The organism is Helicobacter apodemus, from assembly GCF_003097575.1.
Classification (GTDB): Bacteria; Campylobacterota; Campylobacteria; order Campylobacterales; family Helicobacteraceae; genus Helicobacter_D; species Helicobacter_D apodemus.
The window spans coordinates 1,191,744-1,215,579 of sequence record NZ_CP021886.1; the positions used below are offsets into that span (position 1 = coordinate 1,191,744).

Genomic DNA, 23,836 nt, shown 5'->3' on the forward strand with positions numbered 1-23,836 from the left:
AGTGGCAAAAAAGATTGCTATACTCTTTAGCGGAAATGGCAGTAATTTAGAAATAATTATTAAAACTCTCCACCAAAAAGCCTTCAAACAAGCAGGAGCTTTCATTCAAAAGGAGGGCTTATTAATTAGTGGGATAGATAAGCAATACATTGAGTGCCAAGATTATCCTAAAATAGAAGTTGTTTTAGCTCTTAGTAATAGAAGTAATGCTTATGGAATACAAAGGGCTAAAACTTTGGGAATACCTACACAAGTTTTAGAAAGCAAGGTTTATTCTAGTAGGGAATCTTTTGATAAAGATTTAGTAGAAATCTTACAATCTTTTAGGATTGATTTATGTGTTTTAGCCGGATTTATGAGAGTGCTAACACCCTATTTTGTAGAATCTATCCCTTGTATCAATATCCACCCCTCACTTCTGCCACTTTTTAAAGGAGCTAGAGGCATAGAGGAGAGCTTTAATGCTCCTATGCAATTAGGGGGTGTTAGCGTGCATTATGTCAGCAACGAGCTTGATAGTGGAGAGTTAATAGCACAAGGAGTGTTAATCAAACACAAACAAGAGAATTTGCAATCTTATACACAAAGGATTCATAACTTAGAACATTTTTTATACCCTTTAGCGATTTTAAAGGTGCTTTATGGGGATTAAGGTTTTACACACAGAGTGGAGTAATGGTTATGGAGGACAAGAGATTAGAATCCTCCTTGAAATGCAAGTAATGCGGAATCTTGGTGTGGAATGTGCATTAGCTTGCAGGGAGAATGCAGAGATTTTAAATAAATCTCAAAATTTAGGGTTTGAAACTTTCACTCTTCCTTTTAGGAGAAAAACAGATATTCTTAGTATTTGGCAATTAAAGCGGTTATTAAAACATTATGATATTCTTAATACCCATAGCGGAATTGACACTTGGTGTGGGGGTTTAGCAAGCATTGGAAGCGGAAAGAAATTCATTCGCACTAGGCATTTATCCACGCCTATCCACCCTTCACGATTAAATTTCATTAATAATTTAGCAGATTTTATTATTACCACAGGCGAGAGCGTTAGGGAAGCTATGATAAGGGATAATCATATAAAACCAGAAAAAATAGCTTCCATTCCTACAGGAATTGATGTTAGGACATTTCAAAAGAGCCTTTATGATAAAGAAACGCTCAAAGAATCTTATAAAATCCCAAAAAATAAAATTATCATTGGAAATTTAGGGGTTATGCGATATGCCAAAAGGCAGGATATTTTTATACAAGTGGCTAGAGAGATTCATAAAAAATATCCCCATACTTACTTTATTATTGGTGGAAGTGGAGATAGTTTCCCCTACTTAGAGGGACTTATTAAAGGCGGGGAAGGGGGAGAGAATGCGGAGGCATATATTAAGCTTTTAGGGTATATTGAAAAACCAGCAGAGTTTTTAGCAATGCTTGATATTTTTATGCTAACTTCTGAAAAGGAGGGCGTGCCACAGAGCTTAATGCAAGCTCTTTTAATGGAGATTCCAAGTATTGCTAGTAATGTTGGGAGTATTAAGGATTTATACCATAATAAGAACTTTTTGTTGATTCCTAAGCCAACTTTAGAAACATTTTCACAAGCCCTAAAGGAACTACTAGACAATCCCCATTGCATAGAAATCAACCCCTATTTTATCCTACAAAAATTCTCCTCTGAAGTTATGGGAAAGCAAATTTTAGCAGTATATGAGAAAGTGTTAAATGAAAATTTTACTCATTAGGAATGATAATATCGGAGATTTAGTCTGCTCCACCCCTTGTTTTGAAGCCTTAAAGAAAAAATACCCCAAAGCACAAATTGATATTATTGTAAATAGTCTTAATGCCCCTGTTGTTATCGGGGAGGGAGGTCACAATCCTTATTTGGATAAGATTTATATCTACACTAAAACCAAACACACAAAGGGAGTTTATACTAAAATAAAAGCCTTATTCCATAAAGGTTGGATATTATTTTGTCTTTTGAAACAATCTTATGATGTGGTTGCCATCTTACGCATAGCACCCTCTAAATATTCTACACTATTTGCTAAATGTGCAAGGGGGAAAATCTGCTATGGGGCAGGTAGCAAAGAAGATTCAAGGATTAAAGGCATACCAAATTTTGTGGAAACCCCCATTACTAGCCACCACGAAGTAATGGTATGTTTTGATATTTTAGCACCGCTAGGCGTGGAATATGGGGGAGAGAAGACCATTTATGCGTATCCCCATTGCTATAACAATAGAAATATGCCCCCCTATATACTTTTTCATATCTCAAGCAGACGATTAAAAGATAATCCCTATCCCTTAGAATATTTAGAAGAAATTATCAAAGCTCTGCCTTTTGTTGTTGTAATAGGAGATAGCGATGATAAGTTTAGGTGTGAAGCATTAGCAAAATTACAAAATTGTCAATACCAAAACACAAAAACACTTGATGAAGTTGCAGCTCTTGCTAGAGGAGCTTTACTAACTCTTGCCTTTGAAGGTGGGGTGGCTCATATTTTTGGGGCGTGTAATGCTAAAGCAATTACAATTTTTGATAAGGTAAATATTGCTAGATGGGGAACTTGGGGGAAGATTGAATGGTGTTTGCAAAGTGAGAGTAAAAATGCTAAAGATATAAAACCCCAAATAATTATAGAAAAGGTTTTTGCTCTGCTCCAAAAAGATTCCATTTACTAAAAATCATCAAAATCCATAGACTGAAAATTTCTTTACTAAGCCCTAATTTTAAGAATCCTTATTTCATTAAGTATTACAAGAATATTAAAATGCCCTTTTAATCAAAGTTTTTTGGTTGAATCACCACCCAGATAATCTTTACTTTTAAGATTCTTTTAAAGCCTCTTTAAAAGTCTTTTAGGCTCATAAAACTTTTATTTATTCTTTTTAGGCTACACTCCTTTAAAGCAAAGGCTTAGATGGGCTTAGTTTTGTGAAATGAGACTTTTTGTGATTGTTATTTTAAACAAAAGTTCAAGAGCGAACCATCCTTTAAGTGGGACTATTTTTATTAATTATACTTTAGGATAAACATAGCTTTGCCAAAATCTCTACACTAGTTTGTTTATCAAAGATATTGTGCTACACCTAAATTATTGAATGAATATTAATCGTTTCAAGGCTTTTTTATCATCTTTTTCAAAAAAACTTGTAACTTCAACCAATCTTGTAAGGGTAAAAGTGGATGCCCAGAAAACTTGCCAAAAGCAGGAAGACTTTTAGAAATTGCTCCCTAGCCCCAATTTGGGTAAATTCTCCAATATGCAAATGCCCTGCACTTCCTGATTGCCCTCCTAATACTACATTGCGTCCTGTGGTTGTCGAACCTGATAAACCAGCTTGAGAGACAATAATGCTATATTCTCCAATACAACAATTATGCCCAATTTGCACAAGATTATCAATCTTTACGCCCCTTTTAATCCGCGTCTCACCAAATACTGCCCTATCAATGGAAGTATTAGAACCAATTTCTACTTCCTCTTCTAAGACAACTTTACCATTATGATAAATCTTAATATGCTCTCCATTTTGAGTATGCGCATAACCAAAACCATCACTTCCTATAACAGAATTTGCGTGAATCCTAACATTATCTCCAATCTCACAATCATTATAAATACAAACATTAGGATAGATAATACAATCTTTACCTACTTTAACATTCTCCCCAATCACTACTCCTGCCATTATCACACACCCTTTTGCTATAACGCTTCCTTTACCAATTACAGCATTTGGTGCTATCTGCACATCCTCTGCTACAATAGGTTCTTTAGAGCTTCCAAATAGAGGCTTAACAAAAAACTGCGTTAAATAAGCAAAGGCAAGGTAAGGATTAGGGGTTAAAACCCCAAGACTTTCTTTAGGAAGATATTTTAAATCATTACTACGAAGCATTACAGCGGAGGCTTTTGTCCTAAGCACAGAAGAAGCATATTTTTCTTTCTCTAAAAAGGTAAGGTCATCTTTAGTAGCAAATTCTGGGGATTGTATTGCTTGTATTTCATAAGATTGAGAGAGATGATATTCTACCCATTCTCCATTTCTATTTTGCACCACCCTCTCTAAAATTCTCTTTTCTTTCAAAAAACTAAGGAGTGTATCTAACTGCATAGAATACACTTTAATGCGATTCAATGGCTAAAATGCCACTTCTTGCAACATCTTTTGGCTTATAAGAACGGATGGCTTTTAATAATCCATTAATCCTCTCGTGATTATCACAAGCCATAAAAATAGCATATTTATCATTCACTTCAACAAGCTTTCCATTATAAGAGTTAAAAATCACACTTAATTCACTTAAAAATTCTTTTTTGTCAAATTTCACAAGCACGGATTCTTGCTCTACAATTTGCTCATCTTCTAAAACTTTCAAAACAGGAATAAGTTTATGGAGTTGTTTTAAAATCTGCTCTAGCACCCTCTCATCCCCTTTGGTAGCAATAGTTATACGCGAGAGTTCAGTTTCTAAAATAGGAGCGACAGTTAAGGATTCAATATTATACCCTCTACCGGCAAAAAGCCCACTAATACGAGATAATACACCATGTTCATTTAAAACAATGGCGGTAATAATGCGTTTAATCTCCATACTTACTCCTTATACTCTAATAACATATTAAACAAAGCCCCACCTGTTGGCACCATTGGCAATACATTTTCTAGCTTATCAATGCGGACATCTAATAAAGCAGGTTTATTCGAATCAATGGCTAATTGTAAAGCTTCAATAAATTCTTCTTTAGTATCACAAACATAACCTACACCGCCAAAAGATTCCGCAAGTTTTACAAAATCTGGTTGCGTGCTTAAATCAGTATGGGCAAACCTTTTATCATAAAAAAAGCTCTGCCATTGGCGAACCATCCCTAAATAACTATTATTTAAAATAACATTCACAACTGGGATATTATCCACAAAACAAGTTATCATTTCTTGAATATTCATCAAAATTGAGCCATCGCCGGTGATATTAATAGAGATTTTGTCTTTAAAAGCCTTTTTAACCCCCATAGCAGCGGGTAATCCAAAACCCATAGTCCCTAAACCGCCACTACTTATAAATTGTCTAGGAAAGCAAAAGGGATAAAATTGTGCCGCCCACATTTGATGCTGCCCAACATCTGTTGTAATAAATGCACTATCACCTAACATTTCCCCCATTTTTTGTATTACCCATTGAGGTTTTAAGACTTCTTGGGAATCTTCATAGCTTAGAGGATGCAACTTTTCATAACATTTTAAGGTTTCTTTCCAATTAGCAATATTTTGACTCTCATAACCTTTTAAAAGCGGGATTAATTCCTCTAAAACATTTCCAACATCTCCTACAATAGGGTAATTAGCATTCACAATTTTACTAATGCTACTTGGGTCAATATCAATATGAATAATTTGTGCATTCTTAGCAAACTCACTTAATTTTCCTGTTACCCTATCATCAAATCTAGCCCCTAAAGCAATGATTAAATCCGCCTCACTCATTGCCATATTAGAACAATAACTTCCGTGCATTCCAACCATCCCTAACAAGTCAGGATGATTAGCAGGTAACACGCCAAGTGCCATTAAAGTTTCAACCACTGGAATATGTGTCAATTCACAAAATTCCTTTATACATTTAGCAGCATTTGAAACAATACAGCCCCCACCTAAATATAAAATAGGCTTTTTAGATTCTTTTATCACTTGTGCGATTTTTTTAATCTGTCTTATATTCCCTTTATAAGTGGGTTTATAGGTTTGCAAGGTAATCTCTTTAGGATAATCAAATTTTCCAATTGTGGCACTAATATCTTTGGGTAAATCAATATGAACAGGACCTGGACGACCACTCCTTGCGATATAAAAGGCTTCTTTTAAGATTCTAGGAAGCTCTTCAATGCTTTTAACAAGATAATTATGTTTCGTGCAAGGACGCGAAATACCCACTGCGTCAATTTCTTGAAAGGCATCTGTCCCAATTAAGCTTGTAGGGACTTGTCCGCTAATGATAACTAAAGGTATAGAATCCATATACGCCGTAGCAATACCTGTAATGGCATTGGTAATTCCAGGACCACTAGTAACGATGGCAACCCCCACTTCCCCGCTTGCTCTTGCATAGCCATCAGCAGCGTGAATAGCAGCTTGCTCATGCCTTGTTAAGATATGCTCAAAAAAATCTTGTTTATACAACTCATCATAGATATTTAAAGCAGCACCGCCGGGGTAACCAAATATGACTTTTACCCCCTCATTTTTCAAAGCGTGAATAACCATTTCAGAACCATTTAAACGCATAAAAACTCCTCATTAAGTCTTTGTTGGATTGTATGTTAAAAACACTTTAGCAAACCTAAAATATCTAATCACAAAGTCTTTTTAACGCATTGCATAAATATTCTACATCTTTAGGCGTATGCGTATAGTGCAAACTCACACGAATCCAACCGGGCTTTTGTAAAAATGTCTCATTATCTTTTAGTCCCAATAAATCATGTCCATAAGGACCTGCACAAGAGCAACCAGCACGCACAAGAATACCATATTCCCTTGAAAGAATTCCTGCCATTTCATAGGGGGATTTATTCCTAATATTAAAAGGAAAAATTCCTAAAGCGTTATAATCTAAATTACCATAGACAATAACATGCTTCTCATTCCCTAAAAATTCTTTAAAGATTCTAGCAATTTCTTCTTTATACGCTAAAATCCATTGTTTATCAATCTCATCCCGCAACAAATAGGCTAATCCGCCCCTTATAAACTCTAATATACCTGGAGTCCCAGCTTCCTCTCTAACTTCCTCATTAGCAAAATACCTAGCACTACTACGTGAAACATAGCCTACTACACCCCCACCACAAAAAGTTGGGGAAAGTGTTTTATCGATTAAATCGCGTTTGATGATTAATACTCCACTACTGCCAACTCCTCCTAAGAGCTTATGAGGAGAGAGAAAGGCAACATCATAAAAATCACAAGGTATATCAAAATATGCTGAAGAGCTTGCCATATCATAGCACACAATCCCTCCATAGCTTCTCACTAAATTAGAAATTTCTACAAAAGGAGCGATAATCCCACTCACATTAGAAACTAAAGCAAAAGAAGCGATAATTTTTCTCCCTCTATTTTGCTTTAATATTAACTCTAAAGATTCTAAATCTACCAACCCATATTCATTAAGAGGAATCCTAACTACCTCACAAAGCCCCTCTCTAAAGCTTAGTTCGTTACTATGATGCTCAAAAGGACCAACAATTACTAAAGGTAACTCTAAGGATTTTAAAGAATCCCCTAAGATTTGCTTAGTCTTAGGAGGGATATATATCCCCATAATCTCTTGAAATTTCTTAATAGCAGCACTTGACCCAAAACCACAAGAGATTACTGCAAAACTCTCATCAAGGCTAAAAGATTTACTAATAATTGCACGAGCATTTTGATAAATCCTACCCATTATTTCAGAATGTTTGGAGCTTTCAGAATGCGTATTAGCATAAAAAGGCAAAATATTTTGAATCCTGCTCTCCACACAAAATGCTGCTAATCCACTAGCTGTCCAATCAAAATAATACATTCCTGCTTTTAAAATACATTGCTTTTTTAAAATCTCCACTTTTTGTTCTTGCTCTTTAAAAGTGGGTAATAAAGATTTAAAAAAACCTCTCTCCACAACCAAATTCCTAAAATCTTAAATTTAAAGTATTTTACCATAAGCAAGAGCCTTAATGAGGATAAATTGATTCTTTTAAAGAAGCTTTTGTTATACTTCAAAATCTCATCTTAACGCTAGGATTTTTATGGAGAATATTCTTACCCTTGGTGTTATTTCTTTGTTAATTGTTATTGCTCCCTTTCTTAGCTCTGTTACGAAAATCCCACTTGTTGTAACAGAAATTTTATTAGGTGCTTTTGCTTTTCATTTTAATTTTTTTACACATTCTCCTTCTTTAGAATTCACAGCCCATATTGGATTTTTGTTTTTAATGTTTTTGTGTGGCTTAGAAGTTGATTTAAAAACATTTAAAAAATTTGGTGGGAAATTTTTAAAATCCGCTAGCCTTTATTTGCTAATTATTTATGGGACAGCCTTACTTTATGTGTTTTACAAAGATTTAAGTGAATTTTATATCGCAGCACTGCCTATTATGAGCTTAGGTATGATTATGGCGATGCTTAAAGAATATCCCAAAAATATTTCGTGGCTACAACTTGCACTTAATGTTGGAATCTTAGGTGAGCTTATTAGCATTATTGTTTTAGTAATTTTAAATGGCACTTATTCTTATGGATTAACTTGGAAACTCTATGAAACACTTTTTGTCCTATTTGCTTTCTTAGGTGTTATCATAGGAATTTTCAAAATTGCGGATATACTTTTTTGGTGGTTCCCAACTTTAAAATTCCTTGCCATCCCTAAAGATTCTACTAAAAACCAAGATATTCGCTTTTCTATTATGCTTTTTTTATCAATGATTGGAATCGTGCAGATGCTAGAATTAGAAACTGTTTTAGGAGCATTTTTAGCAGGTATGATTCTCTCTACTTATTTCCACTACCAAAAGGGTTTAAGCGAAAAGCTTAATGATTTTGGATTTGGTTTTTTTATTCCATTATTTTTTATCTATGTAGGTTCCACTTTAGATTTAAAACTCATCACTAGCAACCCAAGTCTTTTTTCACAAACATTTTCTATTATCCTTATAATGGTTACTCTAAGAGTTATAGCCGCATTTATTGCTTATAAAAATTATTTTAAAAGTTATAAAAAAACTATTCTTTTTGCCTTTAGCCATTCTATGCCTTTAACTTTTCTTGTAGCTACTGCACAACTTGGAAAGCATTTTAATGCTATTAGTAATGAGGAATATTATGCCTTTATCCTCGCGGCTATTTTAGAGAGCGTTTGCTTAAGTATTTGTATTAAATTTATTTATACTTTCAAAAGTAACTTCTTATCACAAAACAATGCGTAAAATTTCGTATTATTATTTATTTATTTACATTTTTTTGTGATAATGTTAGATAGATTTTACTTTAAGGAGATCCTACAATGAAAACTCAAATCTTATTCCTAAGTGCCTTATTAATGGGTAATCTTTACGCCTTTGAAGCAGCGGAACTTCCTAGCATTACTTCAAGAGAGTCCCCAGATATTTCACAAAACACTATTTATTCTTATTATGATTCTATCAAAGAAGCAAAAAAAGCTGTGGTGAATATCTCTACACAAAAAAAGATCAAAGCTCCTAACATTCAAGGGCATCCTTTTTTAAATGATCCATTTTTTAAACAATTTTTTGGGGATGCCTTTGGTGCTATCGTCCCAAAAGATAGAATTGAGCGAAGTTTAGGGAGCGGAACGATTATCTCTTCAGATGGCTATATCGTAACTAACAACCATGTTATTGATGGTGCAGATAAGATTTCAGTAGCTCTTCCAGAATCCAATAAAGAGTATGAAGCAAAAGTGATTGGAAAAGATGAAAAAACTGATTTAGCTATTATCAAAATCAATGCTAAAAATCTTCCGTTTTTAAAATTCGCTTCTAGCAATGAAGTCCAAGTAGGAGATATTGTTTTTGCCATTGGGAATCCTTTTGGAGTTGGAGAGAGTGTAACTCAAGGGATAATCTCTGCACTTAATAAAACAGGAATTGGAATTAATGATTATGAAAACTTCATACAAACTGATGCTTCTATTAATCCCGGAAATAGTGGAGGTGCTTTAGTAGATAGCAGGGGAGGATTAATAGGGATTAATACTGCTATTCTATCAAGAACAGGAGGAAACCACGGAATTGGTTTTGCTATCCCCTCTGAAATGGTGAAAAAAATCTCTAAAACCCTAATCGAAAAAGGAACCATTGAACGTGGGTATTTAGGCGTTGGGATTCAAGATGTCAATAATGACTTAGAAGATGTTTATAAAGAACAAAAGGGTGCTGTAGTTATTTCTATAGAAAAAGATTCTCCAGCTCAAAAAGCAGGTTTGAAAGTATGGGATTTAATTACAAAAGTCAATGGAATACCTATTAGATCTGCTGCAGAGCTTAAAAATATCATTGGCACTTATAATCCAAAAGATAAAGTAACCCTAACAATCCTACGCGATAAAAGAGAACAAACACTTAATATCACACTTACAAAAGCTCTAAACAATACAAATTCAAATGGAAGCGTAGTTGGAGGCATTAATGGCTTAGAAATAGTTACATTAAATACAGAGATTAAAACGCGTTTTGGTATTCCTAATAATTTACAAGGTGTTTTTGTAACTAGGGTTCAACAAGGTAGTAAGGCTGAGGAAGTTGGATTGATTGAAGGCGATATTATCACACAGGTAGAAAGTTTTAGCATTAAAGATGCCGAAAGCTTCAATGAAGCACTCAATCGCTATAAAGGACAATCTAAACGAATGTTAGTCAATCGTGGAGGGAGAGTTTTTAGTATAGTCATACGTTAGCTTAACTCCACTTTGGAGCAACAATATCTATTTTAAAAAAGGTGAAAAATGCTTATTTTCAATCCTTTATTTACAATTTTTTCTCTTTTATTTGCTGGATATATTGCTAAACGAAGCAAGGTTTTAAGACAAAAACAATCCCGAATGTTTTTAGATTTTGTCATTACCTTTGCACTTCCCTGTCTTATTTTTAACAAAATTTACCATTTAAATTTTGAAACTTCTTTATTGCTCCTTATTGGTATGGGCTTGATTGCTTGTTTTATTGCAGGAGTTTTTGCAGTAATTTTAGGCTATATTCTAAAATTTTCTAAAAGCACTTTAGTAAGTATATTTTTACTCACAAGTTTTGGCAATACACTGTTTGTAGGTATCCCTGTAATTGCCGGTATTTATGGTGAAAGATTTATTGGAGAGATTATTTTTTATGATTCTTTAGCCACTGCTTTGCCTATGTTGCTTTTAAGTCCTTTCATTCTTGCTTTAGGCACCTATCAAAAAATAAATTTGTGGGAGAATATTAAAAAAATTATAAGGTTTCCACCCTTTATCGCCTTAGCATTAGGGTTTTTATTAAGACTTTTTCCCATTACTGATTTTATCTTCTCTCCCATAGAAATTTTTGGTAGCACCGCTACCCCTATTGCCCTTTTTGCTATTGGTCTTTCTCTTAGCTTTAATGCGATTATAACCTCTTATAAGAGTGCAATTCTTGTAATTTTTTGCAAAACACTTTTAGCACCCTTTATATTTATTCTCTTAGTGATGATAATAGGCTTAGAATTTAATACCATTGCAAAAGTAACTATTTTAGAATCCGCAATGCCAACAATGACCTTAGCAGGTGCTATCATTATGAAAGCTAAATTAGACTCAAATCTTGCTATAAGCTCTATTGCATTTGGCATTCTCTTTTCCTTACTCACAATCCCTTTTTTAAATTATCTTTTAACCATTCTCTAAATCTACCGCATTTTCTTAGTAACAATTAATTCTTTCATACAAAGATAGCTATTTAACGCACCAAGATAGGCTTTAGCAGTTGCTTGGCAAGTATCAAGATGTAGCCCATGTCCAATTACCGCTGGTTTATTTGGATCAAATTCTACTTTTACTACAACCTTAGCTAAGGCATCTTTACCCTCACTCACAGCTTCTACTTTATAATCTTTTAAGACTCCATTATAACCGCTAATTCTATCAATAGTCTTCAAAATCGCATCAACACTTCCATTCCCTATGGCTGCATCAACCTTTTGTCCATTATCCTTTTGTATGCAAATTGCCGCATAAGGAAACCCGCTAGAACAAGTACTAATTTGCAAACTCACAAGCTCAAAAACTTGCGGTATCTTGGTAGATTCCTCTGTCATAATAGAACGTATATCCTCATCATAGACTTCCTTTTTTCTATCACAAAGTATTTTAAACCTTTCAAAAGCGGCATCCAAAGATTCTTGAGAAATTCCACTAAAGCCTAAACTTTCTAATTTATCCTTAAAGGCTGCTCTACCACTATGCTTACCTAAAACTAAACCATTATCTTCAGGTATCCCAATATCACTTCTTTTCATAATCTCATAAGTTTCCCTATGCTTAAGCATCCCATCTTGATGAATCCCACTCTCGTGTGCAAAAGCATTTTTACCAACGATTGCTTTATTAGGTTGTGGGCATATTCCGGTAATATCTGCAACAAGCTTACTACAAGCATAGATTTCTTTAGTGTTAATACGCGTATCTAAACCTTCAAAAACATCTTGACGCGTCTTTAGTATCATTACCACTTCTTCTAAAGCAGTATTCCCCGCTCTCTCTCCCAATCCATTAATAGTGCATTCTACTTGTCTTGCTCCATTTTGAATCCCAGCAATAGCATTAGCCACCGCTAGACCTAAATCATTATGGCAATGAACTGATAATATAGCACTCTCTCCAACACATTGCTTCATCTCTCGAATGATAGAGCCTATTTCAAAAGGTAGGCGATAACCTACGGTATCAGGCAAATTAAGCGTTGTAGCTCCTGCTTCAATAACCGCAAGTGCGACTTCTTTTAAAAATCCTATATCACTCCTACAAGCATCCTCACAACTGAACTCTACATCTTCACAATAGCTCTTTGCAAGTTTTACAGCCTCTATAGCCCTTTTAAGCACCTCATTAGGCTGCATTTTAAGCTTATATTCCATATGTATAGGACTTGTAGCGATAAAAGTATGAATCCTTTTAGATTGAGCTTTTTCTAAGGCTCTAGCAGCAGTTTCTATATCTCTTGGAATTGCCCTTGCAAGAGAGCAAATAGTTGTTTTTTTGAGAGTTTGCGAGATTCTAAAAATTGCTTCATAATCCCCCGGACTAGCCGCTGCAAATCCAGCTTCAATTATATCAACTCCTAATTTTTCTAATTGTATTGCAAGTTTGATTTTTTCCTCTGTATTCATAGAAGCACCGGGGCTTTGTTCGCCGTCTCTTAATGTTGTATCAAAAATCTTTACCATTTCCATAATATTTCCTTAAAGTTTTATTTTCTTAGAATGTGTTTAAATGAATGCTAAAGAAAAAATCCCAGAGGAAGAAACCTGCAAAAGGTCAAAAGGTTTTTAAAAATATAGCTATAATGCCAAATACAACAAACTCTCACCTATTACCCCTTAAGTAAAACGTTTTTTTAAAAGATGATAAAAAGCCCTTAAAGGGCCAAATAATACATAACAAGTAATCCCAACAACAATGGTATAAATAGGATAAATAAATAAAATTGCTAAAACAATCATTAATAATACAACAATTTTCCCAAAATTTACTTTTTCAAAATTCATTTTTTTAAAACTAGGGTAGCGGACATTACTAACCATCAAAAGGGCTACTAGTAAGCTTGATATAATCAAAAACTTTAAAATATATTCTGAAATTTCTGGATAAGTTTTAGAAAAGTTTATTTCAAAAAGTAACCAACCTACAATAAAAACTGCGGCAGAGGGTATAGGCAACCCAATAAACATATTAGGTTCATTATGATTTGTTGTAACATTAAAACGTGCCAATCTAATAGCACCAAAGACTACATAAAGCCCGGCTATCACAATACCAAATTTACCATAATTATATCCACCATAAAAAAATAAAATTATGGCAGGAGCAACACCAAAAGCCACAATGTCTGCTAAAGAATCAAATTCCACACCAAACCTACTTGTAGTTCCTGTTAAACGTGCTATCCTACCATCTAATCCATCAAAAATAAGACTAATTAAAATAAGCCAACAAGCAATCTCAAATCGCTCTACAAAGGCATAAGCAATGCTTAAAACACCTAGGTAAATACTTGCACCTGTAAAGAGGTTTGGCAATAAATACAAGGGGTCAATTTTCATTAATAAACATAACCTAAAGCACTAGAACCAGCAAATACTCTATCTCCAACAGAAACTTTTAATTCTGTATTTAAAGGGATTCCAATCCTTGCTTTACCCTTAAGAAAAAAGCCTATTCTCTGTGTTACTTTAAATTTAGATTCACCAAAATACAAATGAAGATTATTACGATAGGCTTTAGGGTATATAAACATTTCTACTTTCATTCCCTGTGTATGAAAAAACTCCAAAAGTGTCCTCTGTCCAATAATGGGTGAAGCATTCAACACACCATTAATCTTCTCCTTTTGTTTCATACTTCCTTCAAAAGGCATTCTTAATAACCCGCAAAAATAAAGAGGCTTATCAATCTCTAAATAAATTCCATTGTCTGTTTTTTCTATACTCTCAATTTTGCCATCAATAGGAGATAAGATTAAATTCTCCGCGATATCTTCGGGGATTCTCTCGGGATTATAATAACAATACAAAACACCTACTATAAAGATAAAAGCAAGCCAACCTAAGAATCCCGAAGAAAAAAGCCAACTAAGCAATAAAACAATAACACCAATAACTAATGGTTTCCACCCTTCTCTTGCGATGATTTCTGTAGTTGTTTTCATTATGGTTTTAAGCCTCTTCTTTTTGCTCAATCACTAAGCGAGTAGGCAAATTATTCGCTTTTTCATACGCAGAAATAATCTCTCTAACTTTTTCTCCATCAATATTTTCTTTATCAAATAATTCTTTTACCATACTTTCAATAGCTTCTCTATAAATCTCTAAAGATTCCTTAACAGCTTCAAAACGTTCATTCAATACTTTTTTAATATGAGTATCCATTTTTTCCGCCATTTCTTCACTATATTCTCTTGAATTTCCAAGCCCGCCATTTAAAAATACATTCCTCTGCTTCTCTAAAACCATAAGTCCTGCCACATCGGTCATACCATAATAACTCACCATTGCTTTAATAATATCTGTAGCTCTCTCTAAATCATTACTGGCACCTGTTGAAATTTCTCCTAAAAACACTGCTTCTGCCGCTCTACCACCAAGTAAGACATCCACTTCAGCAAGTAATTCGTGTTTTTGCATAAGGTATTTATTCTCTTCTGGCGTATTAAGTGTATAGCCAAGTGCAGCTAAACCGCGTGGAATAATAGAGACTTTAGTAACCTTTTTTGCTCCTTTAGTAATCTCTGCAATAAGTGCGTGCCCACTCTCGTGATAAGCAACGATTTTTTTCTCTTTAGGGGAAATTCTCCGCGATTTTTTCTCTAATCCGGCAATGCCTCTCTCTACAGCCTCTAAAAAGTCATTTTGTTCCACATCTTTCTTATTATTACGCCCTGCAAGTAAGGCTGCTTCATTAACAATATTTGCTAAATCTGCTCCTGCAAGTCCTGCAGTTAATTTAGCAATTTCAAATAAATCAACATTTTTAGAAAGCTTGATATTTTTAATATGCACTTTTAAAATCTCAACCCTTCCTTCAAAATCTGGTTTATCGACTAAAACTTGTCTATCAAATCTACCCGGACGCAAAAGTGCTGGGTCTAAAACTTCGGGACGATTCGTTGCTGCAAGAACAATAACAGGGGAAGAATCGGAACTAAATCCATCCATTTCAGCTAAGAGCTGATTTAAAGTTTGCTCCCTTTCATCATTGCCACTTATCATTCCTCCTGCTGCACGACTTTTACCAATGGCATCAATCTCATCAATAAAAATAATACTAGGAGCTTCCTTCTTAGCGTTTTCAAATAAATCTCGCACACGACTAGCACCCACTCCAACAAACATTTCAATAAAACTACTTCCACTCACAGAAAAAAACGGAACATTCGCTTCTCCAGCTACAGCTTTTGCAAGAAGTGTTTTTCCTGTCCCAGGAGGACCAACTAAAAGCACGCCTTTAGGAATTTTTGCTCCTAATGCAGCATACCTATCAGGATTCCTTAGAAAATCCACGACCTCTACAACCTCATCTTTAGCCTCAACATTCCCCGCCATATCCTCAAATTTCACATTGGGTTTTTCCGCATTTACAAGCTTTTTAGAGCTACCAATACCTAGAATCCCACTTCCCATATTTTTTTGCATACGATTAGCTAAGAACATCCAAATAGCAAAGAAAATAAAGACAGGCAATACCCAGCCAAAAAGCATATCACTAAGCCAATTACTCTCATTATAACCTGTGTATTCTACGCCTTTTTCATCAAGCAATGGAATAAGCGTATTATCAGGATTTACCCTTTGAGCGTTATAAACAATTTTAGAACCATTGCTTATAGAAGTTGCTTTAATATTGGTTTGTCCGATGGCTACAAAACTCACTTCTTTATTTTCAATAAGTTTTTTTAATTCATAATAGTTAATTGTTTTAGTGGCACTAACCCCATTAAAGGCGTTTAAACTATCTCCACTAGGAGAGATAAATCGGAAAACCACAATAGCAATGATGGCAAAAATAACAAACATCAAAAGAGGATTTTGATTAAAAAAGTTACCGGGTTTTTTTTCTTGATTATTATTAGGTTTTTGTTGTTTCATTTTGGTATATCCTTATTAATTTTTATTGAAAGCTAAGGTTACCCATTCTTCTATAGTTTCTCCATTTAGCTTTTTTAAGTTTTTGAACTTATCAAGAACTTTAGATTCATACTTCTCTAAAATACCAGATAATATCAAAACTCCACCCTTTTTTACAAACCTATCTAAAGGTAATGCAATAAGCACATCAGCTAAAATATTAGCTACTACAACATCAAAATACCCTTCCCTTTCCTTTATCATCTCTAAAGAACCTTGCCATATAGTATCTATTGTAACATCATTTTTTAGCATATTCGCTTGTGTAGATTCTACAGCTATACTATCTGTATCACAACTCCACACCTCTGCCTTACATTTTTTTGCTAGAATAGATAATATTCCACTTCCACAGCCTACATCAAGAATCTTCTTATTCTCCAATGCTAAACTATCAAGCATTTTTATACAACCAAAAGTGCTTCCATGATGACCACTTCCAAAGGCAAGTGCAGGATCAATAATAATATTGATTTTTTCTTTTTTATTAGCATACCAGGTTGGATGAATATAAAATTTCCCATATTCCAATGGAGAAACAGAATGATAATATTTTTCAATCCAATCTTGATTCTTTTCTTGCGTTTCTTTAAATTCTAAAGAAATTTCTTGACCCATAACACTTTCTATATTTTTTGTAAAATTTTGAAGCTCAAGCCGAATATCTCGGACATCACTAAATGTTCTTATAATAAAACCATTTTCTATTTCTTCTATAGCTTCTTTGGTAATCTCTAATGCTTTATCCTTTAAAAGCCATAAAAAATTATCTGCTTTGACAATGAGGGAATTATAACAGGGATCCATTTCTAATCATTTACGCCTAAAACAGCTTCTAATTTCTCTTTTAGGACCTGGGGAGTGAAAGGTTTAACAATATAGTTATTTACTCCAGCTTTAAGTGCGGTAATAACTTCCGCTTTACCACCTTCTGTTGTAACCATAATAATAGGAATATCTTTAAATCGTTCATCAGCACGAACTTTCTTAACTAAATCTAAACCATTCATCTCGGGCATATTCCAGTCTGTAATCAACACTTTAACATCAGCGTTTTTATCCATTTTATCCCAGCCTTCAACACCATTTTCGCCTTCTAAAATATCATTATAACCTAGTCGTGCCAAAGTATTTTTTATAATTCGTCTCATAGTTGAACTATCATCAACAACAACCATTTTCAAGCTAAACTCCTTAAAATTGCAATCAATGATTCGCTATTTAATCAATGATTCGCTATTTGTTGAATATAATAATAGCATAAATTGCCACTTACAATAATAAATTTTTACGAATTTCCAAATTTTTGGAAGGCTTTTTGTAGATCGATTTTTCTTTCATAAAACGCCTTACCTACAATCACTGCTTTAATTCCATTATCTTTTAATATCTGCAAATCTTCTAGACTTGATAAACCTCCACTAGCGATAGTAAAAACTCCGCTTGCTTTAGCGATTGCTTGGGTAAAACTTATATTAATCCCCTCAAGCATTCCATCTCGTGCAATATCTGTGCAGATAATAGCCTCTATCTTGCTCCCTAAAAACTCCCTAGCAAAGTCTTGGGCTAAAATACTTTGTGTATCTCCCCACCCATTAATAGCAACTTTTCCATCTTTTGCATCAACCCCTATGACAATAGGATATTTCTCCGCCATAGCTAAAGCAAAATCTAGCTTTTGTAATGCAATAGAACCTAAAATTACACGGGTAATTCCCATATCTAAATAGCCCTTAATGGTATCCTCATTCCGAATCCCTCCACCCACTTCAATTTTTAGCTTACAATCCCTGCAAATTCGTTCAATAATAGCTCTATTCTTAGGTCTCCCCAAAAAAGCACCATCTAAATCCACAATATGGAGATATTCTGCTCCCAAATCTTCAAAAATAGCGCAAAGGTTTAAAGGGTTTTTATCATAAATCTTTGCACTTTGCATATCCCCTTGTTTTAGCCTTACAGCATAACCATCTTTTAAATCAATTGCAGGGATAATTTGCATTTTAATCCTTTAAATGTATAAAATTTTGTAAGATTTTCAAGCCCACATTATGTGACTTTTCTGGATGAGGCTGAATCCCAATAATATTATCCTTTTGCACTATAGAGGCAAACTCAATACCATAATGACTAACACCTATAGCATTGCTAAGATTCCTCACACAAAAGCTATGCACAAAATATAAATAAAAATCTGTAGGTATGCCTTTAAAAAGGGGACTATCTTGATGCATCTTAACAAGATTCCAGCCCATATGCGGTATCTTCTCCCCCTTTTTTAATCCTCTAATCTTAAGAACCTCGCCTTCTAACAAACCAAGCCCTAAATGCTCTCCAAACTCCTCACTCCTTTGGAATAAAAGCTGCATTCCAAGACAAATCCCTAATAAATACTTACCACTTTTTACATATTCTAAAATAGCCTCTTGCATACCACTTCTTCTTAAATGCTCCATAGCATCTCCAAATGCACCAACACCGGGCAATACAAGTAAGCTACATATTTTAACCTTCTGTGGGTCTTCTATAAGAACTACCTCTTGATTAAGCCTTTTAAAAGCATTTTGCACACTTGCTAAATTCCCAATTTTATAATTAATAATCCCTAACATAGACTCTTGCATTAACCTTTACGCACTACTGCTGTAAATTTAACATAAAGCGACAAACCAATTAAAAGTGAAGTAACACCAGCAATTAAATACACCGCATAAATTAACTTATCAGGCTCTGTAATTGTCATTTTAAAGACAAGCATTAAGGCTTCAATTGCTAAAGCAATGATAATAGAACCTAAAAATCGAATCATTGTTTGATGCACAACTTTAGAATCTTGGGATTTATGCCTCCCTAAAACTTCTTCTTCGAAAATAGCACTCACTAAATCAAAAATCGCTAAAGAAAGTGTGATTAAAATCGTAGCTTCAAAAACATCTTTAATATCTAAGTTATTAAAATTCCCTAAAGCATCCCACATACTAACACTTCCTTTAACAAGCAATAAAACACAAATCGCAAAAAGGGCTAAAGACATTACAAAATAAACCATTTTTCTAAAATTTGAAGAGATGCCAAAAAGAAAAGTTGGATTAACAAGATGGGGGATTTTCTCTAAGGGTAAATCTATACAGGCAACATATATAAGCTCACCCCTATCATTATATAAAGGATAGGCTGCTGTTACAACTAAAGTCCCACTCGCCACAGAGGGGTAAGGGTCGGTTAAAATACATTTCTTCTCTTTAATAGCACGATAAAAATAAGCCCTATCGTTGTGATTCTCTCCTTTTTTACATTTCAAACTTGTATTGCTTGTAATGCCATCAATAACTAAATTTCCAGCAGAATCTAAAATATAAAGTATCTCAAAAATACCGACTTCTTTTTCAATTTTATGCAATCCCTCAATAATTTTATTAAGCTCAATATAAGGGAGATAATTCTTAATATTGCGTTGGAATAAAAAACATAAATACGCTCTAATCTCATATCTTATTTCATTGAAATGCAAAATCTCTTTTGATAACATACTTTTCCTTATAAACTTTCAATTTGTTGCGTGATTGTATCAAAAAATATCCGATAATATGCTTTATCTTGTGGGAGAGCGTCTCTCCAATGCAATAAAATATTTTGATACTCTTGCACACTTAAATTCCCGGATAAAAGCTCATAATTAAGGTATAATCCATAGGTATTTAAAACATCACTTTGACAATAGGTGTTAATCTTTTCATATTCTTTTTTATAATATAAATCAAGCACCATATGCCCACAAACATCAAACTTACCCGGAAACCCTACAAGATTTGCTAAAACATCAAGTTTCAATCCTCTAGTAGCACCATAATTCCCTAATATATCCAATAAATCGGTATGGAATCGCTCACTATACCTTTGGCGATAATTTTCCCATTTACTCTTATTAAATTGCAGATTCTCTACTTCAAAATAAGCATTAGCTGATAGTTTATACTTCATTGCCCTAAGTAATAGCATTGGCATATCAAATCCCCTACCATTAAAGCTTACAAGCTTAGGTTGATGTTTATTTAAATACTCCAAAAATCCTTTAATAAGCGACTTCTCTTGCTCCTCTTTAGTATTTCCAACACTTGAAAAATTCCCCACTTTCTTAAAGTTTCCATATTCATCACAAAAAACCGCAGCAATAGAAACAACTTGATGATAACAAAGGGGTAAAAACTCACTACCACTTAACTCCTTTTGTATTTTTTGGGCTTCTTTACTAATCTCTAAATCATCTTGTGTAACTATATCCCTACTTTGAAACTCACTTTGAAAAGTTTTTTTAATCAATGCCACATCTGGGATAGTCTCGCAATCAAAAACCATTACCATAACAAACATCCTTTTAAAGTAATTTTAGTTAAAATCTTACACAAATCTACCAAAAAGGAAAAGTATGCTACTTGGAGTAAATATTGATCATATAGCAACTTTGCGTGAAGCAAGAGCTATTAATGACCCCGATCCTTTAGAAGCTATTTTCATCGCTAAAAGAGCAGGGGCACACCAAATCACGATACATTTACGCGAAGATAGACGGCATATTCACGATTTAGATATTCAAAATATTCTACAATCCTCTTTTTTACCTGTTAATATTGAATGCTCTATTAATCCCCAAATTATAGAATCTCTCTTAAATCTTAAACCCCAAAGGATAACCTTAGTCCCTGAAAATAGAGAGGAAATAACAACAGAGGGGGGATTAGATATTCAAGCAAACTTCCAAAGAATCCAAGAAATCATACAAGCTTTTCATTACATTGGCACCGAAGTTTCACTTTTTATCGATACTGATATTGCACAAATTTGTGCCGCTAAAGAAGTTAGAGCAGAGATGATAGAACTACACACAGGCACTTATGCGAATTTGCATTTAATGCTTTTTTCAAACCTCCCTAGAACCCAGCATAGCCTCAAAAGTTTAGAGATTTCAAGAGCATCTCTAAAAGAGCTTTATGAAAAATCTATCCAAGACTTACAAAATGCCGCAAAAGAAGCTAAATGGCTAGGATTAGAAGTCGCTGCAGGACACGGCTTAAACTATCACAATCTAAAACCTATTCTAAAAATCCCAGAAATCTTTGAATTAAATATCGGGCAAAGTATTATTGCTAGAGCTATTTTTAGTGGATTAGAACAAGCCATTAAAGATATGCTTACCTTAATGCAAAATAAAGGGGCTAAAGACTAACTATAGAGGGAAAACGCACAGGAATTCCTTCATCTCTCAAAAATTCCTTTAACTCCATAATGCTTATTTCTTGGTAATGAAAAATAGAAGCCGCCAAAGTAGCATCTGCACCATTTCTAAAAGCCTCAAGGATATGCTCCTTACTCCCTGCACCACCACTTGCAATAAGGGGTATATCTACAAGGCTAGAAACTTCCCCCAAAACCTCTAAATCATAACCACTCTTTGTCCCATCACAATCCATACTTGTTAGCAAAATCTCTCCAGCACCGCGATTATAAACTTCTTTTACCCATTGCAATAAACCAATCTCTGTATTTTTTCGTCCTCCGTGTGTATAAACCTCTAGTTTTGCGGGGTTACTTGCATTTCTTTTTACATCAATAGCTACTATTATACATTGAGAGCCAAATCTCTTTGCACCTTGCGTGATTAAATCAGGATTAGCAAGAGCAGAAGAATTTAAACTTACCTTATCACAGCCCACATTCAAAAGATTATACATATCCTCTAAATTTCGGATTCCGCCACCAACACTTAAGGGAATAAATATTTCTTTAGCAACTGCTTTTACTATCTCAAGTGTAATGTTACGATTATCACTAGTAGCGGTAATATCTAAAAAAACAATTTCATCAGCCCCCTCATCATTATAACCTTTAGCTACCTCTACAGGATCTCCTGCATCTTGCAATCCTAAGAAATTTACCCCCTTGACTACACGTCCTTCTTTAATATCCAAACAAGGTATAATGCGTTTTGTCAAGGGCGAAAACATCAATCTAAAATTCCTAAGACTTGGTAAAGGGGAAGTTTTTCCATAAACTCTTTGACTACTGCTTCAATTTTTTTGATATTTTCCGAATCTTTCTCAATAACAACACCATTTTCTACGACTTTCTTACCATACTTCTTAAAGAGTTCAAAGGTTTTTAATGCAAGCTTATGTTTATCTTTATCCTTATCCTTGTCTTTAACATTTTCTATATAGGTTTTCATAACCAATTGCTCTATAATGCCTACCCCAATGCAAGAATTAATAAGAGGAGCAGCTACATAAACATTTGTTTCATCGTGAAGTTGTTGGTTAAATAAAATCTCATTATAGGCTCTTGCACGTTTCTTGATTGTTTCATCTATGTTTTGTGTAGGGAAAAGCATACTTTGCTTAATTAAAACTAGCACTGATGTCACTAAACTTGAAAAATCTATATCACACTCTTGCATAATCTCTGAACCAGACTTTGGTCTATAAGATTGGGATTGCAAATATTCTAAAACTTTTTTATATAAATCTTTATCTAAAGACAAAGTCCCAAGCACTACATCCATCTCACTTTTAAAGTCCTTAATAAGTGTAATTAAAACAAATTTTGTATTTAAAATCCTTTGCATAGAAATATTCTGTGCAAACCTTTGCATTCCTTTCACAAAAATATCACCCCTAAAATTACGATTGACATAATAATCCTTAAGCTGCTCTCTAAAGATAGGATCGGCTATACCTCTTAGAAACTCTCTTGCCTCCTCACTTAAATTACAACTATCTAAATGATCTAGAGGATCTGTATTAACCGCAAAAGAACATTTAACATTTTCCATCATTTTAGCGATTTCATAAAAATAAAAAGGTTTCCAATCGGCATTTAAATATTCGTGTGCTAGATAAGTAATACCTGAATCTTTCATATCTTGAATTCGTGCCATAAAATTACTAACATCAGAATTTCTCATAAACAACGGATTAGTCTTAGTAAATTCAGAGAGAAAATCCATACTCCTTAAAACCCGATCATTAACATTGACATTAATACTATGGTTTAATTGATAATGTAAAAATAAAATCTCTTTAATAGGCAAAGAATAAGTTTGTTGGGGGAAGCAATTATAGCTATTATAAACCACTCCACCAACTTTTAAAAATTTATAAACAATCTCTAACAAAATCTCTTGATTCTCTTTAGAAATCCAAGAAAAAATCCCGTGAAAGCAAATATAATCAAAGGTTATTTTTTCTTTCTCTAATCTAGCTAAAAACTCTTTAAAACTTTCATTATACAAAGTAATATTATCTGATTTAGCATAGGTATTTGCATAAGCGAAATGTTCAGGATTAAAATCTACGGCACTATAATATCCCCTGCTCGTAGAAGCGTGAATATTAACACTAATCCCCATACCAAAACC

22 protein-coding genes and 1 pseudogene are annotated in these 23,836 nt (G+C 34.0%); 7 read left to right on the forward strand and 16 right to left on the reverse strand.

The window, feature by feature from the left end:
• Nucleotide 1 precedes the first annotated feature (1 nt).
• From purN to CDV25_RS05865, 3 genes are read left to right on the forward strand one after another with little or no spacing between them, the layout of a single operon-like run.
• Complete coding sequence (gene purN / locus CDV25_RS05855; RefSeq protein ID WP_239056321.1) at nt 2-652, forward strand: phosphoribosylglycinamide formyltransferase; 651 nt, start codon at nt 2-4, stop codon at nt 650-652.
• A complete protein-coding gene (locus CDV25_RS05860) occupies nt 642-1,739 on the forward strand; it encodes a glycosyltransferase family 4 protein (RefSeq protein WP_108911154.1) in 1,098 nt (365 codons plus the stop codon). Before purN ends, CDV25_RS05860 begins: the two co-directional genes overlap by 11 nt.
• On the forward strand, nt 1,720-2,688 hold the full coding sequence (locus CDV25_RS05865; protein ID WP_108911155.1) for a glycosyltransferase family 9 protein: 969 nt from the start codon (nt 1,720-1,722) through the stop codon (nt 2,686-2,688). Before CDV25_RS05860 ends, CDV25_RS05865 begins: the two co-directional genes overlap by 20 nt.
• Before the next feature lie 436 nt (nt 2,689-3,124).
• Here CDV25_RS05865 and lpxD read toward each other — a convergent pair.
• The 4 genes and pseudogenes from lpxD to CDV25_RS05885 all read right to left on the reverse strand — a co-directional run bounded on the left by lpxD (nt 3,125) and on the right by CDV25_RS05885 (nt 7,579).
• Nucleotides 3,125-4,125, reverse strand: a pseudogene (lpxD, locus tag CDV25_RS05870) (UDP-3-O-(3-hydroxymyristoyl)glucosamine N-acyltransferase).
• A gap of 10 nt (nt 4,126-4,135) precedes the next feature.
• Nucleotides 4,136-4,606 carry an acetolactate synthase small subunit gene (gene ilvN, locus CDV25_RS05875; protein ID WP_108911156.1) on the reverse strand — a complete coding sequence of 157 codons (471 nt, stop codon included), beginning with the start codon at nt 4,604-4,606 and terminating at the stop codon, nt 4,136-4,138.
• Nucleotides 4,607-4,608: 2 nt separating this feature from the next.
• The gene (locus tag CDV25_RS05880; protein ID WP_108911157.1) at nt 4,609-6,297 is read right to left on the reverse strand and encodes an acetolactate synthase large subunit; all 1,689 of its coding nucleotides are present in this window, start codon (nt 6,295-6,297) and stop codon (nt 4,609-4,611) included.
• Between the two features lie 64 nt (nt 6,298-6,361).
• Nucleotides 6,362-7,579, reverse strand: a complete 1,218-nt coding sequence (locus tag CDV25_RS05885) for an aminotransferase class V-fold PLP-dependent enzyme (protein ID WP_108911840.1) — start codon at nt 7,577-7,579, stop codon at nt 6,362-6,364.
• A gap of 223 nt (nt 7,580-7,802) precedes the next feature.
• On the opposite strand from CDV25_RS05885, the gene CDV25_RS05890 reads away from it, so the two are divergent.
• The 3 genes from CDV25_RS05890 (at nt 7,803) to CDV25_RS05900 (ending at nt 11,431) form a co-directional block, all read left to right on the forward strand.
• Complete coding sequence (locus CDV25_RS05890) at nt 7,803-8,978, forward strand: cation:proton antiporter (RefSeq protein WP_108911158.1); 1,176 nt, start codon at nt 7,803-7,805, stop codon at nt 8,976-8,978.
• Nucleotides 8,979-9,055: 77 nt separating this feature from the next.
• Nucleotides 9,056-10,468, forward strand: a complete 1,413-nt coding sequence (locus CDV25_RS05895; protein ID WP_108911159.1) for a DegQ family serine endoprotease — start codon at nt 9,056-9,058, stop codon at nt 10,466-10,468.
• A gap of 48 nt (nt 10,469-10,516) precedes the next feature.
• Nucleotides 10,517-11,431 (forward strand): AEC family transporter, encoded by a 915-nt coding sequence (locus CDV25_RS05900; RefSeq protein ID WP_108911160.1) that lies wholly within the window; start codon nt 10,517-10,519, stop codon nt 11,429-11,431.
• Nucleotides 11,432-11,433: 2 nt separating this feature from the next.
• Here CDV25_RS05900 and CDV25_RS05905 read toward each other — a convergent pair whose 3' ends face one another.
• The 10 genes from CDV25_RS05905 to CDV25_RS05950 form a co-directional block, all read right to left on the reverse strand.
• Nucleotides 11,434-12,975 (reverse strand): 2-isopropylmalate synthase, encoded by a 1,542-nt coding sequence (locus tag CDV25_RS05905; protein ID WP_108911161.1) that lies wholly within the window; start codon nt 12,973-12,975, stop codon nt 11,434-11,436.
• Between the two features lie 147 nt (nt 12,976-13,122).
• Nucleotides 13,123-13,845 (reverse strand): CDP-diacylglycerol--serine O-phosphatidyltransferase, encoded by a 723-nt coding sequence (pssA, locus tag CDV25_RS05910; RefSeq protein WP_108911162.1) that lies wholly within the window; start codon nt 13,843-13,845, stop codon nt 13,123-13,125.
• Nucleotides 13,845-14,450 carry a phosphatidylserine decarboxylase gene (locus CDV25_RS05915; RefSeq protein WP_108911163.1) on the reverse strand — a complete coding sequence of 202 codons (606 nt, stop codon included), beginning with the start codon at nt 14,448-14,450 and terminating at the stop codon, nt 13,845-13,847. The genes pssA and CDV25_RS05915 overlap by 1 nt, the downstream gene beginning before the upstream one ends.
• 7 nt (nt 14,451-14,457) lie before the next feature.
• Nucleotides 14,458-16,386, reverse strand: a complete 1,929-nt coding sequence (gene ftsH, locus CDV25_RS05920) for an ATP-dependent zinc metalloprotease FtsH (RefSeq protein ID WP_108911164.1) — start codon at nt 16,384-16,386, stop codon at nt 14,458-14,460.
• Between the two features lie 15 nt (nt 16,387-16,401).
• Nucleotides 16,402-17,232, reverse strand: a complete 831-nt coding sequence (locus CDV25_RS05925) for a 50S ribosomal protein L11 methyltransferase (protein ID WP_108911165.1) — start codon at nt 17,230-17,232, stop codon at nt 16,402-16,404.
• Nucleotides 17,233-17,234: 2 nt separating this feature from the next.
• Nucleotides 17,235-17,609, reverse strand: a complete 375-nt coding sequence (locus CDV25_RS05930) for a chemotaxis response regulator CheY (protein ID WP_108911166.1) — start codon at nt 17,607-17,609, stop codon at nt 17,235-17,237.
• A 104-nt stretch (nt 17,610-17,713) separates the two neighbouring features.
• Nucleotides 17,714-18,427 (reverse strand): 1-(5-phosphoribosyl)-5-[(5-phosphoribosylamino)methylideneamino]imidazole-4-carboxamide isomerase, encoded by a 714-nt coding sequence (gene hisA / locus CDV25_RS05935; protein ID WP_108911167.1) that lies wholly within the window; start codon nt 18,425-18,427, stop codon nt 17,714-17,716.
• 1 nt (nt 18,428) lies between these two features.
• Nucleotides 18,429-19,037, reverse strand: a complete 609-nt coding sequence (gene hisH / locus CDV25_RS05940) for an imidazole glycerol phosphate synthase subunit HisH (RefSeq protein WP_108911841.1) — start codon at nt 19,035-19,037, stop codon at nt 18,429-18,431.
• Nucleotides 19,038-19,048: 11 nt separating this feature from the next.
• Nucleotides 19,049-19,954, reverse strand: a complete 906-nt coding sequence (locus CDV25_RS05945) for a PDC sensor domain-containing protein (RefSeq protein ID WP_108911168.1) — start codon at nt 19,952-19,954, stop codon at nt 19,049-19,051.
• Nucleotides 19,955-19,962: 8 nt separating this feature from the next.
• Complete coding sequence (locus tag CDV25_RS05950; protein ID WP_108911169.1) at nt 19,963-20,787, reverse strand: 3'-5' exonuclease; 825 nt, start codon at nt 20,785-20,787, stop codon at nt 19,963-19,965.
• A 64-nt stretch (nt 20,788-20,851) separates the two neighbouring features.
• Here CDV25_RS05950 and CDV25_RS05955 point away from each other — a divergent pair, with 64 nt between their 5' ends.
• Nucleotides 20,852-21,649 carry a pyridoxine 5'-phosphate synthase gene (locus tag CDV25_RS05955; RefSeq protein ID WP_108911170.1) on the forward strand — a complete coding sequence of 266 codons (798 nt, stop codon included), beginning with the start codon at nt 20,852-20,854 and terminating at the stop codon, nt 21,647-21,649.
• Here the strand turns inward: CDV25_RS05955 and hisF are convergent.
• Nucleotides 21,639-22,427: an imidazole glycerol phosphate synthase subunit HisF gene (hisF, locus tag CDV25_RS05960; protein ID WP_108911171.1), complete on the reverse strand. Its 789-nt coding sequence runs from the start codon at nt 22,425-22,427 to the stop codon at nt 21,639-21,641. The genes CDV25_RS05955 and hisF overlap by 11 nt on opposite strands.
• Nucleotides 22,427-23,827, reverse strand: a complete 1,401-nt coding sequence (locus CDV25_RS05965) for a class I SAM-dependent methyltransferase (protein WP_108911172.1) — start codon at nt 23,825-23,827, stop codon at nt 22,427-22,429. The genes hisF and CDV25_RS05965 overlap by 1 nt, the downstream gene beginning before the upstream one ends.
• Between the last annotated feature and the right edge of the window lie 9 nt (nt 23,828-23,836).

Bases quoted from the DNA above. Each gene is read 5' to 3' on its own strand.
- ftsH (WP_108911164.1), bottom strand. From the start codon at position 16,386: ATGAAACAACAAAAACCTAATAATAATCAAGAAAAAAAACCCGGTAAC.
- CDV25_RS05955 (WP_108911170.1), top strand. From the start codon at position 20,852: ATGCTACTTGGAGTAAATATTGATCATATAGCAACTTTGCGTGAAGCA.
- CDV25_RS05880 (WP_108911157.1), bottom strand. From the start codon at position 6,297: ATGCGTTTAAATGGTTCTGAAATGGTTATTCACGCTTTGAAAAATGAG.
- hisF (WP_108911171.1), bottom strand. From the start codon at position 22,427: ATGTTTTCGCCCTTGACAAAACGCATTATACCTTGTTTGGATATTAAA.
- CDV25_RS05965 (WP_108911172.1), bottom strand. From the start codon at position 23,827: ATGGGGATTAGTGTTAATATTCACGCTTCTACGAGCAGGGGATATTAT.
- CDV25_RS05945 (WP_108911168.1), bottom strand. From the start codon at position 19,954: ATGTTATCAAAAGAGATTTTGCATTTCAATGAAATAAGATATGAGATT.
- ilvN (WP_108911156.1), bottom strand. From the start codon at position 4,606: ATGGAGATTAAACGCATTATTACCGCCATTGTTTTAAATGAACATGGT.
- CDV25_RS05885 (WP_108911840.1), bottom strand. From the start codon at position 7,579: ATGTATTATTTTGATTGGACAGCTAGTGGATTAGCAGCATTTTGTGTG.
- CDV25_RS05860 (WP_108911154.1), top strand. From the start codon at position 642: ATGGGGATTAAGGTTTTACACACAGAGTGGAGTAATGGTTATGGAGGA.
- CDV25_RS05925 (WP_108911165.1), bottom strand. From the start codon at position 17,232: ATGGATCCCTGTTATAATTCCCTCATTGTCAAAGCAGATAATTTTTTA.
- CDV25_RS05950 (WP_108911169.1), bottom strand. From the start codon at position 20,787: ATGGTAATGGTTTTTGATTGCGAGACTATCCCAGATGTGGCATTGATT.
- CDV25_RS05890 (WP_108911158.1), top strand. From the start codon at position 7,803: ATGGAGAATATTCTTACCCTTGGTGTTATTTCTTTGTTAATTGTTATT.
- CDV25_RS05915 (WP_108911163.1), bottom strand. From the start codon at position 14,450: ATGAAAACAACTACAGAAATCATCGCAAGAGAAGGGTGGAAACCATTA.
- CDV25_RS05865 (WP_108911155.1), top strand. From the start codon at position 1,720: ATGAAAATTTTACTCATTAGGAATGATAATATCGGAGATTTAGTCTGC.
- CDV25_RS05905 (WP_108911161.1), bottom strand. From the start codon at position 12,975: ATGGAAATGGTAAAGATTTTTGATACAACATTAAGAGACGGCGAACAA.
- hisH (WP_108911841.1), bottom strand. From the start codon at position 19,037: ATGTTAGGGATTATTAATTATAAAATTGGGAATTTAGCAAGTGTGCAA.
- hisA (WP_108911167.1), bottom strand. From the start codon at position 18,427: ATGCAAATTATCCCTGCAATTGATTTAAAAGATGGTTATGCTGTAAGG.
- pssA (WP_108911162.1), bottom strand. From the start codon at position 13,845: ATGAAAATTGACCCCTTGTATTTATTGCCAAACCTCTTTACAGGTGCA.
- CDV25_RS05895 (WP_108911159.1), top strand. From the start codon at position 9,056: ATGAAAACTCAAATCTTATTCCTAAGTGCCTTATTAATGGGTAATCTT.
- CDV25_RS05900 (WP_108911160.1), top strand. From the start codon at position 10,517: ATGCTTATTTTCAATCCTTTATTTACAATTTTTTCTCTTTTATTTGCT.